The sequence below is a fragment of the Pseudomonas sp. FSL R10-0399 genome, assembly GCF_009600165.1.
In the GTDB taxonomy this organism is placed as follows: Bacteria; Pseudomonadota; Gammaproteobacteria; order Pseudomonadales; family Pseudomonadaceae; genus Aquipseudomonas; species Aquipseudomonas helleri.
On sequence record NZ_WIWK01000036.1, the window covers coordinates 34398 to 48100 of the forward strand.

Annotated in this window: 8 protein-coding genes; 3 read left to right on the forward strand and 5 right to left on the reverse strand. The window is 48.7% G+C overall.

What is annotated here, in order from left to right; genetic code table 11:
- The first annotated feature begins 329 nt into the window (after positions 1-329).
- From GHO41_RS12960 to GHO41_RS12970, 3 genes are all read left to right on the forward strand, one after another.
- Positions 330-2315 carry a hypothetical protein gene (locus GHO41_RS12960; RefSeq protein WP_048368598.1) on the forward strand — a complete coding sequence of 662 codons (1986 nt, stop codon included), beginning with the start codon at positions 330-332 and terminating at the stop codon, positions 2313-2315.
- 167 nt (positions 2316-2482) lie between these two features.
- Positions 2483-4696, forward strand: coding sequence for an autotransporter outer membrane beta-barrel domain-containing protein (locus GHO41_RS12965; protein ID WP_178126509.1), 2214 nt, complete (start codon positions 2483-2485; stop codon positions 4694-4696).
- Between the two features lie 185 nt (positions 4697-4881).
- Positions 4882-6408 carry a hypothetical protein gene (locus GHO41_RS12970; RefSeq protein WP_153433770.1) on the forward strand — a complete coding sequence of 509 codons (1527 nt, stop codon included), beginning with the start codon at positions 4882-4884 and terminating at the stop codon, positions 6406-6408.
- A 46-nt stretch (positions 6409-6454) separates the two neighbouring features.
- Here GHO41_RS12970 and GHO41_RS12975 read toward each other — a convergent pair whose 3' ends face one another.
- The 5 genes from GHO41_RS12975 to GHO41_RS12995 form a co-directional block, all read right to left on the reverse strand.
- Positions 6455-7540, reverse strand: coding sequence for a fimbrial protein (locus GHO41_RS12975; protein WP_053225203.1), 1086 nt, complete (start codon positions 7538-7540; stop codon positions 6455-6457).
- 57 nt (positions 7541-7597) lie between these two features.
- Positions 7598-10108, reverse strand: a complete 2511-nt coding sequence (locus tag GHO41_RS12980; protein ID WP_153433771.1) for a fimbria/pilus outer membrane usher protein — start codon at positions 10106-10108, stop codon at positions 7598-7600.
- 34 nt (positions 10109-10142) lie between these two features.
- Entirely contained in the window at positions 10143-10898 is a 756-nt protein-coding gene (locus GHO41_RS12985) for a molecular chaperone (protein WP_153390247.1), read from the reverse strand.
- An 83-nt stretch (positions 10899-10981) separates the two neighbouring features.
- Entirely contained in the window at positions 10982-11512 is a 531-nt protein-coding gene (locus tag GHO41_RS12990) for a fimbrial protein (RefSeq protein ID WP_048368593.1), read from the reverse strand.
- 409 nt (positions 11513-11921) lie between these two features.
- Positions 11922-13703: RHS repeat-associated core domain-containing protein (locus GHO41_RS12995; protein ID WP_218580257.1), on the reverse strand; the 1782-nt coding region annotated here is incomplete at its 5' end.

Below are 13703 nucleotides of genomic sequence, written 5' to 3' on the forward strand. Positions count from 1 at the left end.
GATCAATAAATAGGCAGCGATGGGCCGAAACTACAGTGAGTCAGGCCCCAAAAGTGGCAAGGGCCTGCTGGGTTAGAGCGTATTTGAGAAGGTTATATACGGTGGGTTTACCTGTCATTTCTGACAGTATCCAACTGCCTTAAAAAGGCGTTCAATAACTCTAAGAGTCACAACAGTATTAAGGTATTTATGGCGGCCATAGTTCGTTCGGTGGCGTGCTGCTCGCACACTTAATTTATAGGCTAAGTGCTAAGTTTTTTGTGGGTCTGTTTTTGTAAGGCGTAAGAACGTTCGATATCTAAACTTTTCTGTGAATTGAGGGTTGCGGGATGAATATGCTTGAGAGGAAATTAGCTGCTAAAAATGCACGTAAGGCTTATTTTAAACGCGCTGTTGGGTTAAGGCATGCAGCTGCACATGTCAAACCTACTGTGCAAGGTGTTTTGCCAGGCGATCCGCTTGGGCTTATCCCTAAAGCGCTTTTGACCGTTCCTCTTAAAGTTGAAATTCCGCACTGGGTGAATTTTCCGACCAATCCAACAAGGCCCGGTGATGAATTAAGGCTGCAATGGCGACCGCTAGGGAGTACCGATGACGCGGCCTATATAGACCTGCTGGACCCTCCATCTATTGAAATAAAAGGGGTGTACCCAGATCCCATGATTCAAGAAATACCGCTCGACGCTTTTAAAAATGTTCACGGTGCTTTTGAATTTAGATACCGCGTAGTGGGTGGGAATGATGGCGGAGTTGCTACTCCGTCAGAAACAACACCTATAGTGCTCGACATTATCCCGCCCTACGGTTCTGCATATCCGGCTGATTTAATTCTCCCGGCGGGACCTATTACGGATGCCAATCGTGCTGCAGTAGTGGCTGAAATTTCGGCTTATCCTGATGAAGAAAGCAGCGATAGAATTGGTGTTTTCTGGGTAAAAGGTGATGTGCCGGATGATATATCCGGCTTGACCCCTATTGGGGGGTATCAAGCTATTCCAGCAGGTCGGAAATTTGCAATTCCCGAAGCGACAATTGTTGCTGCGGGGGATGGTGATTTTTACGCCTGTTATATCCTGCTCGATAAAGCCGGTAATGACAGTCGTATTGGTAAGTCTGTGAAAATGCCTGTAGCGCTTGGACCTTTGCCTGTGGCGCCATTTCCGGCACCGACGGTACGCCATGCCGACGAGATCTCAGATGAGTTAATTGACCGTGATGATGCTTTTTTGGGCGTTTATCTTGAGATAAAAACTGAAATTACCAACTGGAAAATTGGCGATCGTATTGAGGTCAAGTGGGGAAGCAAGACGTTGGATGTCCTTTTTCCCATCAGTCAGTTTCCGGTTAGCGTCCCAGTGCCGTGGGCAACTCTGAAAGCTGCCTATGATTTCACGAAGCCTGGCTCGCAGCCCACCATTGTCGAGTACACCTATTACCGGGGTTCGCTGCCTTTGGGCTCAGCCGATGTCACGATTCAGGTAGATTTATCCAAAGTGGGGCCAGAAAACCCTGACGAGCCTAACCCGGTAAACCCTGCACTCGGTGTAGTGACCGTAGTCAGTTTTACGGGGGAAGTTGATAAAATTGTTGCTGGTGATGTAAACGAACCTGCAACGATAAAACTCAGACCTTATGAGGGAATTGGCCCCGATCAAAAAATCGAGTTCTTTTGGGGGGGTAAATCACTCGGTACTCATACGGTCACCACCGAAGAGCCCACTGATCCTGATGATATAGAGTTCACTGTTGATTGGGTTAATATTGATGCAGCGGGTAATGGCGACATCGATGTTTGGTTTTCTGTATCGCATGACGACTTTATCAACGATGAAAAATCAAAGCCCAAACCGGTGGCGGTTTCGGGAGTTCCTATTGTTTTGGCTCCCCCTGAATTTCCAACTATTGACACGACTTGGAACTGGCTGAATTGCCCTTCTCTGGAACTGACTGATGATGGTTCCTATGGGATTCGTGTTTATATTCCGGTATCCAGATACTTGGTCGAGGGTACAAAAATAAAACTTAAATGGACTAGTTTTATTGATGAAGGCACCGTAACGCCGATTCCAGGTGACCCACTTGAAAGTGGCGAGTTGACGGTGAGTAAGGAGCAAGAACAGCAAGGTTTTATCTGGTGGGTTAGACCTTATGACACCTACTTTCTGCCCATCTATGGTGCAGACAGTGACAATATAGGCAGTGGAAAAGTTGAATACACACTGCTTATTCAGGGTAAAGAAGAACCTGGAGAGGCGACAGTGGACATAGGTATGTATACCTCAGCAGGGACGTGCAATATCCCCCCAAGTCCATAGATTTATCAGGGCATGCAACATTATTTGGGAGACGCCCTACGATTGCGTAGGGTTTTTCCTACATTGCGGTTTATACAATGTGCGTAGCATGCGTCGGCTTTGTATGAATATGCTTAGAGAGATCTAAGGTAATTCTTTGCATAAAAATGTATCCGATTAACAGGTAAATGACCATGCCCTATCAACGTTCGCCACTTTCTCATTGTATGTTTCTTGTTGCGGTAGGCTCCAGTTTGTTCATCGCTGAACGCGTAAATGCCGAAACAGTTTTGGTCAGATTTAGTGACGAGTCTATTAGTGCTTTGAGTGATCCGCTGAATAAATATAGAGTTTTCAATGGTTGGACGCTGACGGCCAATGCAGCGACCGCACAAAATATTGAGGTCAATAAGTCAAATCTGGTGTTGAACGGGTCAACTGTAAATGGAAACGGTACAGAACCCGGTGTGAGTTTATATGGCAGTAATGCGACCATTACTGGCAGCACACTTACCAGTAATGGGATCGCTCTTAGAGTCGCAGCTGATACCAATACAGGGTCTGTTGCACAGGTACAGAGTAGTACCATCACGGGTATGAACCGTGGCGCAACAGTGTCTCATTTGAGCCGCCTGGAGATGACCGACACTACTTTGTTGGCCAACGCTGCTGAGGGTATCGGCCTTGAGGTGTTCAACGGCAACGCCTCAGCCGTGAGAGGCACGATTGTTGGGGGGCTGAATGGCATACAGATTATTGATTACATCAATCCCGAAGATTCAGTTATTGATCTAGACAGTACTACCGTGACCGGGCGGACTGGGGCGGCGATCCTTGTAGAAAACTACGATTCCGGGAGCGCTCATACACAAATCAATGTGATGAATGGCTCTACACTCACCGGTGGTAATGGCAATTTACTGGAGGTTAACGGCACATCCACAGCCACCTTGCGAGTCAGCGACAGCAATACCCAACTTAAGGGTGATGTGATTGCTGCGTCAGGTGCTACTGCCAATGTGATCCTTGATACTCAGGCCACCTTGACCGGGCGCCTTGAAAACCTCTCGGGCCTGGCAATCAATAGCCAGGCACAATGGGTAATGGTTGGAGACGGTACAGTGTCCGACTTATCCATGAATGGAGGTTCGATCAAATTTGGTGAACCCACCGCTTACTACACGTTGTCGGTCAGTAACTTGAGCGGAGCGGGCGGTACGTTCTATATGGCTTCAGATTTTTCGACCGGTCAGACCGACAAACTGGACGTAACGGGCACCGCTACGGGCAGTCACCAACTGGTAGTGGCCAGTTCCGGTGCTGATCCGATTAATGCAGACAAGCTTTACCTCGTGCACACAGCCGCAGGGGATGCAAAGTTTTCGTTGCTGAATGACCGAATTGACCTTGGTGCTTATTCCTATCAATTGGCAAACAGTGAAGATGGAGGCGCAACCGACTGGTACTTGAACCCTGAGAACAGAACCATAAGCCCTGGCACTCAGTCGGCCATGGCATTGTTTAATACGGCACCTACTATCTGGTATGGAGAGTTGACCACGTTGCGCACACGTATGGGGGAGTTGCGTATCGGTTCGGGGCAGTCCGGCGCATGGGTCAGGGCCTATGGCAATAAGTACACAGTGTCTGCTTCTACCGGAGTGGGCTATAAGCAAAGCCAGCAGGGGTTAACATTCGGTGCGGATGCACCGTTGCCGATCGGTGATGGTCAGTGGCTGGCGGGTTTGATGGCGGGTTATAGCCAGTCAGATCTTGACCTCGATCGTGGCACTTCCGGCACGGTAGACAGTTATTATGCTGGTGCTTATACCACCTGGCTTGATGCGCAAACCGGTTATTACTTTGATGGTGTCGTCAAGATTAACCGTTTTCAAAATAAATCAGATGTGAATTTGAGTGATAACACGAGCACAAAAGGCAGTTATAGCAATTATGGTGTTGGTGCCTCTGCAGAGTTTGGGCGTCATATAAAGCTTGATGAGGGCTACTTTGTCGAGCCGTATGCTCAAGTGTCAAGCGTTATTATCCAAGGCAAGGATTACGATCTGGACAATGGGTTACGTGCTAAAGGTGACCGCACGTGTTCATTATTGGGTGAGCTTGGCTCTACGGTGGGGCGTAATATTGAGTTGGCGGGCGGTCAGGTCGTACAACCCTACCTGCGAGCCGCTTACGTGCATGAGTTCTCGAAAAACAATGAAGTCAAAGTTAACGACAATGTCTTTAATAATGACTTGTCCGGTTCGCGAGGTAAGTTGGGGGCCGGTATGACGATGACCATGACTCAAAAAATAAAAGTCTATGCTGATGTGGAGTACAGCAAAGGCGACGGTATTGAACAGCCGTTGGGTGGCTCAGTGGGGGTTTATTATAGTTGGTAAGTTTTAAGTGTACGAAAAATAATAGGGCTGTTTAAAGCTGAGAGGTCGGGTGCTAGTAGTTTTGCTAGTAACCGATCGATCAAAAGCGTGCTAAATATACTTGACGTGCTTTACGTGCACAGTGGGAGTCCACTGTACACGTCAGGTTAAGTTTCAATTAAATTGAAGTTTAGTGAGTGATAGTAATGGCCGATTTTGATGACAGAAAAAATGTAAAACCCACTGAAGGCCCGGCGAATATAAATGCGCTTGCGTCCCTGCACTTTTTGTTGCAAGAGCCCGATATTGTAGGCGTTTTGCCGGGGCTCCCGGCAGGGTTACTACCGGCTTCGGCGCTTGATGATCCGTTAATCGTTGACGTTGCAGCATGGGTTAATCTCCCGCCAAAAAACGCTATTGATAAACTCTCATTTCAATGGCGCAGGCAGAATACCTCCAACGCATTTAATACAATGCAAACCTATGACGTTGTAGGGCCGCTTGCTGACAGTGATTTTCCTATGTCATTTAGTATTGATGCGGGGAAGCTAGATTACGAGGAAGGGCCTTTTGACTTTAGATACGTGGTCGTTGGGCATAATGGGGGAGGAGAGAGTGAATCAAACATTGTCCCCTTGGTTATTGATCGTACGCCTCCGTATAAGCATCTAAAACCCAGCACACTGATCCTTCCCGCCACGCAAATTACTATTCCTTTCTTCGAGGCTCATGACAATAAATTTGTCTGTGTCATACCAGAATATGCCGATTATCAAGACGGTGATGAAGTCGTTTATTTTTGGAGAACCCGTACGGGTAGTCAACTTATTGGTCGGACACCGGTGGCGACCAATAGAGAAATAATCTATACCCGTGCGCAGATTGAGGCCGCGCTGAACGGTGAGTGTTATGCCGAGTACCAACTTATCGATAAAGCAGGAAATAGCAGCCCGTTGAGTGAGTCAGTGCCCATTGAAGTGGACATGGCGCCACGTTCTCTCGGCTACGTAAAAGTTACAGGCGCCAGCGGTTCATCTCAATTTGGGAAACTGAATATCGATTCTGTAGGGGAGGGCCCTGGAGACGGTATCACTGTGAATATCCCTCCAGAAAGTGATATTTATGAGGGCGAGAAGGTTCTTCTTCAATGGGCTGACCCTCTGGCGTTTAATGCAATTACGCTGAGCAGCGCCGATCCTGATGCTCCCTTGCTATTTAATGTACCCAGAAAAAATATTGCGGCCCACATGGTCAGCAGTTTGGCCGACGGAGCACGCTATATTCCCGTCTATTATGAGGTGCTCGACGGTAGTAGCTCTGAAGTGCTTGCGACGTCGGGTATCTATGGCTTGACCCTCTCAGATATATTGGCAACTAACTATCCGACCATGCAGTGTTCGCATGTGAACGGGAATATTTTGAGCCTTTCCAGCGTGCCTGGGTCAGGAGCTGAGGTGAGTATTGGTGTGTGGCCTTTTATGGCAGACGATCAATATATCAAATTCAAGCTGGTAGGTTTGGGGCAGGATGGTAAAAACTTAGAGGTGGTTTTCTTTGAGCATAAAGTGACTGCCGAGGAAGTAGCGGATAAGAAGGTCAGTGTGACAGTCGCTAAAGAGCAATTTTTAAAATTCAAAGTAGGCATCGATATTTATTTTGAAGGGCAGGTGACTTTTAATAATAAGGGTTATTGGTATGGCTTCAGGGCGTTGCGAGCTAATCTGACCAATTAAATATGTGTCTCCCCGCTTTTTTATATTGCGAAAGCGGGGGGAGCATTTATTTGTAGGTAAGTGTGAAGTTTAAGGCTCCTTCCACTGACCCGGACTCAACTTGGTCAGCTGGATGGGTCTGATACATGCGTGCCTTGAAGTCCAGCACCGTGTTACCCGGCTGAATGGCGATCACGGGTACTTCCACTCCCAAAGCTATTGGAGTCAGGCCATCGGCGCTGAGCATTTGAATTCCCACCCCCTTTGCCGTGGCGCTTGAAGTCAGAGTAAATATCCCTTTAGCAGCATCAAATACCGTCGATCCCTTGGCCCCTTCGAGACGAATATTTGCCGTTGCGATATTCGCGTCTGCAGGGTCTGCTTCGCAGTCGATCAGATTGATGTGAAAATCCACCGCATCTGTTACATCCCCCGGTTTAGTAAAGTGCGAGTTGTCCCAATCACCCAGATTTACCGGATTTGCACTCACAGGGTTGCCTGACAAACTGCATTGCGCTTGTATTACGGTGCCAGTGACACCGTAAGAAAACGCCTTGCCTATGCCGCTGAAATGACCACTGAACAACTGAGCGCCATTCAGTGTGTGCAGGCCGGGTGCGATTTTGCCTATTTTGATCAGCGTGAGTCGATGACGTAAGTTCCCCAAACCGAAGTTGGCACTGCCCATTGCGCCTGTGTGTTGGCTGTCCATTGGCACGTAAGGGCCATTGAGGGCTGTGAATGAGTTGTCTTCTGAAAACTCTTTAACCAAGGGTCTTTGCAGTTCAATTCTGACCCCCACTCCGGGAATGTTGGAATGCAGTATTGTGCCCGGCGTCGGCGGCAGGGGGCCTATGAAAATAGGGGCAGATGCAATGGCGTTAAAGCTCAGTACCGTTTTGCCGTCGTTTGCGCAACCAATGTAGCCTCTCTCAGGATTCTGCGGAAACAGATCATTTACAATCCCAATCACACTGCCCAAGGGCGCATCTCTTGGGATATAAACAGCGCCTACATCGGGAGTAAAAGTTACAGGGCCTGAGCCGCTGACCCAGTAGCAAGTGTTCACATCATCTGCGCCGAAAGCGATAGACATCTTAGAGCACAGAGCAAGTCCAATCAGGCACACTAGCCGTTGAGAAAACGTGTTCATTGAGTCATTCCAGATTGGCCGGGGGGTATATTGAATACCACCCTTATAGAGGGCGATTTATTGGCAAACCAGAGCCTGCAAATGAAACCCGTTGATTTGTTGCATCGTGTCCGGATTTGTGTGCATTTTGCAGTTTTGCTCTGGTTCCGGACCCCAGCCCACGTTCAGAGTTTGCGACTGAAGCGTTGTCGATAACAGCACTTGCCCGGCTTGGCCGATGATTCCCTTTTGTTCACCTGTAACTGTGGTTACCAGTGCAGCAAAAGGCAGCGGTTGGCCATCGATTGTGGTACCGGTTATTAGGATTCGGTTCACTTTTCGGGCAGGAAACACGCTTTTCACAACCGCGCCTCGTCGAGGTATTACCTGAGCAGTAGCGTTATCGATCTCGATATTTGGTCCCAGATCGTCAGTATTGAGCTCAAGGTAGTTGACCCGATAAGGGCGCAGGTAAGGAGCCAGTACAAAACCTTTTTCATTGGTGCGTATGGCGCTCGTATTGGCGACACCAACCCCGGCAATGTCGGGCACCTGAATTAAGGCCATGGTTTCCCCCAAATAAGGGCTTAACTCGATGCCTTGATCGTGGAGCATGATCGCGCCAGTGGTGTTCACCGACATACTGCGGTATTCACGTCCTACAGTAATGCCGCTGCCCAGGCTGGCATAGGGTGTTTGATAGTTGGCCGATAACGTAGCGGATTCTTGCTGTTGCTCGGTGTGGCTGAATGAGCCCCGATAATTGAGACGATTGCCATAGGCGCTGCCACTCACGCTGGTGCGCTGACTGTAGTAGTCGGCATTTTTTTGCAGGTCAAATGTGACATTGCTGGCACGGGCAAAGTCCAGTGGCATTGAAATACTCAGACCTATTTGTCTATCACTGGCGTACTTATCGCTTAACGATTGCGAGGCAAACAGGTTAAGCGTGACGTCCTGAAACTGAGTGTTGAAGCTGAACTGGAATTGACGCTGCTTGTAGCTCGTCCCCCAGTAGTCTTGGTGCGAAAGCGATAAGTTTAAGGAGCTGCGAGTCGTTAAATTTTGATAAACAGAGGCTTCTATCCGGCTACGGCGGCTTCCAAAGAACGTGGAGTCCTGGCTGCGTTGGCGCAGCGCTTCATCAAAGTCTCGATAGCCTGAGGTGGAGTAGCGATAACCGGCAAAACGAAGATTGGTGCCCGAGCTGAAAGATTTGCCGTATTTAACGGCGTAGCTCATCCCCTGCAGACTTTGCACATCATTCCAATCGATCTGGGCGCTGGAACGGGTTGCGTCAAGCGCCAGGGCGCCGAATGTACCTAGGTCTTTAGAGATGCCAAATGTGCCAGCCTGATAAAAGTTGCTCCCCATGAGGCCACCATAGAGGGTTGAGTTCCAGGCGGTGCCCATCGCTAAAGTGCCTTGCCATAATATCGGCTCGCTCAGGTGGCCTGCCGCGTTATAACGTCCCGCAGCAGCGCTGTAGCGCCAGACACCTTCGCGCAATAGATTGCTCAGGGTCGCGTAGGGCTGAGTAAACCGTCTTATCTGACCGTCTTCTTCGGTGAGTACTATTTCCAGTTCACCACTGCCACCAGCAGTGCTCAGGTCGTCGATTTCATAAGGACCGGCGCTGACATAGGTTGAGTAAATGGGGTACCCGTTTTGCCGCACCTCGAGTTTGGCTCGGGTCAGCGCCACGCCTCGAATGATGGGTGCGTAACTTTGCAGCACGTCTGGCAGCATCCCTGGATCCGAACGAAGCAGGACTCCCTGAATAGGCACGCTGCGAAAAATATCTCCTTCTGTTGACGTTTCACCCAGCGTCAAATTCGCGTTAGTGCCCGGCACATCTCGTCGCAGGTAACTAAATGAGCGCGTCCACTGATCGTTATCGGTGTCATCCCGACGGAGTACGTGATTGGTGCGAAATTGCCATTCACCCAGGTTTATCCCGCTGTTGAGAAATAAATCCTGGCTGCTGCTCTGGCCTCTGTAACGGTTGGAGCTTTGCTGTGCAGATGCTTGATAGTTAATGAATGCAGCATTGATGCCGGTATCCCAACGTTTTGGTTCAACATGCCCCGCGACATCACGACGCAATGCAATTTGCGGGATAGAAATGTCCAACAGCATTTTGGCACTGTCAAAATCTGTTGTAGCGCCCGGTATCAGTGCCCAAAGATCCACACAGGCAGCTTTCAAGGAGGCAGGGTCTTGCACACTGTCCGGTTTAATGCCAATTGACGTCAATAATGCTGCAGGCAAGCAAGGTTTGAGTGTTTCGCCATCCTCGCTTAGTAGGAAATTGATCTGTTGCTGTTCAAGCGGTTGTGAATTGGCTTGAACATGCACCCAATAACGTCCGGGTACGATGTCATGTCCTTTGGAAAGGGCTTCAAGTGCATAGTTGCCCGCATCGGTTGTTTGTCCAGTGCCTTGGCGCATAAAACTGGATTGAAACTGTGTTGTCGCGTTTGCGAATGTAAAAGCTGTGAACGTGAGGTTTAAGCTGGTACTCATGATAAAAAGTCGTGTTAATTTCAGGCGCGCATGAGCATTGCATAGGCCGGGTGTGTAGATCATGGAGGGTCCTGGTAGGTCAATGCGGGGATAAGCTTTAGTTAGCGAACGCTACCGGGCGGGATAAAGGTGTGCTGAAGCCGCCGTAGTCATTGATTGCAGAGAACGTGACTTGTATATCGGAGGCCAGCTTGGTGTTGTCCATCGGGTAAACCTGATGAGAAAGGGGGGCAGCCATTGGCGGATTTTCAGGGGACTGAATATGGCCGTTTGAACTAACATCCAAGCGTAGAAAGGAAACGTAATAGGGGGTCGGGTTATATACCTCCAGATAAGTCTTGCCCTCAATTTTTTTCATGGACCATTGCAGCTCTTTTAATCGAAGCTCTGGGTTGCCCTTGATCGCTGTAGGGCGATAGAACAATTTAATTCGAGTGCGTAATGCAATATTTAATACCCCGTCTTGGGACTTAGTGGTTTGAGGGATTTCTTGTACATTAAAATAAAAGACCGACTCTTGGTTGTCAGGTAATTGATGGGGGAGCAGGTTGATTTGAACGTGCTGTTCTTTTCCTGCATTTAATCGAAATAAAGCGGGGGATGGAATAAAAGGCACTGCCGTGGTGTTGTCATCGTCAATTGTATTGACCCAGGTTTGAACGGCAAACGGTTTTTTGCTGGGGTTGGAAATAATAGTGGAGACACTACGCTTGTCGCTGTCATACACGATGCGGGTGCCACTTATAACTAGGGCGGCATGGTTGGAAGCGCTATAGAAAGTGCATATAGATAACAGTGTAATCATAAGCAAAGCAGGCTTTGAATCAGTGGTCTTTCTGATAAAACCGAACATGGAGTGCAGACCTGTCAGCGAGGTGAGAAGTTGGCGAGTCAGATAAGTGCTGCCCTTGGCTGGCAAGGGCAAACAGTGGGCTATTACTTGATAGTGACGAGGAAGTTTATATCGGCATCAGCCGGTCCGGCACTCACGTCTTTTGAGGTTGAGACATAATAAGCATCAAACTTCATGTCGTTAACCTTGAGAGGGTCCAAGACATAGGATTTGGATGCGATGCCGTTCTTCACAGGCTCACCTGTATGATCCTTTATAAGAATTGCAACCCCGGTGGCTGCGCCTGTATATACTTTAGTTGCATAATTATCACCAGCAGCATTACTGGTGAAGGTTACGGTTCCAGCATTTACAACAGCGCAATCCGCATCTAAGGGTATACGAAGAATAAAGTCATTCCCCGGATACTCCTGGCCGACTTCAGTAAAGCGTGAGGGTGATATAGAACCCATGCTGACCTCGTTGGTCACCGCACCACTGCCTGGGTTTACCACTTCTATAGGGCATGTTGAACTGTCGATTTTACCGACGAAGTTGATAGTGCCGGTGTTGGCAAAGGCAGAGGTACCTGTCAGGGCTGTCAGAAGACCCAAGGTTATTAATGAGCTTTTCATGGTGTATAACCTGTTTGGAAATGTGTTCGGCGTATAAATGCGAAACATTGCCGAGTGCACATAAGGGTGATTATAAAGGGGTAGCGTTGTTTCAGAGGGCAGATTTTGCAGGGGTTGAGCGGGTTGAGATATGAGAGAACTCTCAATTATCAGGTGGTGAAAATTTAGAATTTAATATTCCAGCGGTTGAGTGAACTGGGCAGGTCCGCCTCTCACATCGGTTCAACTGGATCAAGCGCATAGCGCGTGCGGCTTATAGGGGGGATATAAGTGCTGCAGTCACATAATACCCTTCACGTAAAATAATGTATTTCACGCGAAAGGTATCTGTGTCTACTGACTGAACTGTTCAGCTTGTTCGAGCCATATGTTTCACTTGGGCGAGAAGTTTTTAAGAATTACCCTATATTCACGCCCTGGTATTGCGAACACCTGCTTCAGTAGTTATGACGCGATCTGGAGTCTCGACAGTAGGGTAAGTTTTAGCCAAGCGGTAAGGATTAAGGGGTTTTATATCTGGCACTTTTGAATAGATATCAATCGTATAGACGTCAGTCGAAGAGGTTGCTGGATTAAATAATTTAGCATCTCCTACTGATGTCGTTACTCCAGCCTCTATAGGTGTAAATGAGGCTAAAGATTTTTGTACATTGCGTGTAGCTCTAAGCCCACTGGAGGTCGCAGCTTTAGCAAGGTCAAGGGCAAGGTCAAGGTCAAGTATTCGCGTGATTGCCAACGTAGCGTCTGCAGCCAGCAGTGTCCAGTTAGCCTTGTCCAGAACATTGGCTAATGTTGGACTCTTTGTGCCTATGGATATCGCATCTAAGCTGGTCGTCACTGTATCAAGAGCCACAAAAGTTTTTTCCAAAATTGTCGGTGCTGTGATGAAGGTGGTGATGATGGTCGAAGTCCAATAGCTAACTGCATAGCCAGCCATGAGTACTGGCGTAGAACTTGTCAGTGCAGACAGAGCTGTTGTGAAACTGGTTGCCACACTCGAAGCTATGGCTGCCACAGGTGGGAAAAATACCGTTGCGATTACAGTTGCAACTAAAAGCACAGCACCAATAATCACGCCTATCCAGGCGCCGATACCGCCACCGCTGCTACGCGGCGCTACATATTTAGGACGAATGTTGCGACCTGAACCCGCATGCCCGGTGGGGTCACTTAATGCAATGGGATTGCCCAGGCAATACGCATATGGATTTAGCCCACCCGCACCAAATGGACTCATCGAATCGGGACTGTGGAAGCGCATCAGTTGTGGGTTGTAAGCTCGGTAGCCTTTACCGAGTAAATACCAACCACTGGCCTCATCACGCACTTCGCCATTGAATGCCATCAGGCTTTGCAGGTTTTGTTCACTGCTGCGTTCGCCATAAGCAGTGTAGCTAGCGGTCAATAACTGATTTTGCAAGCACTCGCCGACTACGGTATGACTGGCGTCAGTCAGTAACACCAGGGTTTTACTGTCGTCGCCAGCCTGTTGTTGGCCGATCGGCTGCCCGCTGATGGTCAGAAAGTGAGTGCTAATACCTTCTTGAACTGAAAGGCTCAGGCGATTACCTTCATAAAAGCGCAAGGTTTCAGGCTGCTCGCCGACTTGAGTGGTGATTAATTGATTGTGTGCATCGTAGCGATAACGCCCGCTGATCTGCGCATCCCGGACCGCCTCAACTTGCAGCAGTCGGCCTTGGGAGTCATAGATAAGACGCTGGTTCTGCTCATCATTGAGCATGTTGCCATTAGCGTCATACTCGAATGCCTGAGTTGCTGGGTAGGAAGGGTGAGTATGGGTCACGTTTAGAAGGCGGCACTTATCTTCAATGTCGTAGGTGAACTGGGCAAGATCCGTTGTAGCGTCGGCAAATATGGTGGCGCAGCGTTGAATATTGTCAAGCGAATCAAACCTGAACGTTTGTCGAGTAATTGCATTGCCATAACGATCCTTGGGTAAGTTATCACCTTCGCATATATGCAGCCGCAGTCGGCCGCGGGCGTCATATTCAAATGTTTCTTTCAATAGCAGGGCACCGTCACTGTTAAGTTCACGTGTGCGTAGCAGGTTATTGGGGTACCACGTCTGGCCGAGAATGCGTGGCGCTTCACTGGGCGGTCTCAAGGAGCAAGTGCAACAGTCAGTTAATTTTCTGAGCTTGCTAAGCGAAACAATCCCGCTTCCAAAACA

Coding starts and splice junctions, on each gene's coding strand:
- GHO41_RS12960 (WP_048368598.1), top strand. CDS start 330: ATGAATATGCTTGAGAGGAAATTAGCTGCTAAAAATGCACGTAAGGCT.
- GHO41_RS12965 (WP_178126509.1), top strand. CDS start 2,483: ATGACCATGCCCTATCAACGTTCGCCACTTTCTCATTGTATGTTTCTT.
- GHO41_RS12970 (WP_153433770.1), top strand. CDS start 4,882: ATGGCCGATTTTGATGACAGAAAAAATGTAAAACCCACTGAAGGCCCG.
- GHO41_RS12975 (WP_053225203.1), bottom strand. CDS start 7,540: ATGAACACGTTTTCTCAACGGCTAGTGTGCCTGATTGGACTTGCTCTG.
- GHO41_RS12980 (WP_153433771.1), bottom strand. CDS start 10,108: ATGATCTACACACCCGGCCTATGCAATGCTCATGCGCGCCTGAAATTA.
- GHO41_RS12985 (WP_153390247.1), bottom strand. CDS start 10,898: ATGTTCGGTTTTATCAGAAAGACCACTGATTCAAAGCCTGCTTTGCTT.
- GHO41_RS12990 (WP_048368593.1), bottom strand. CDS start 11,512: ATGAAAAGCTCATTAATAACCTTGGGTCTTCTGACAGCCCTGACAGGT.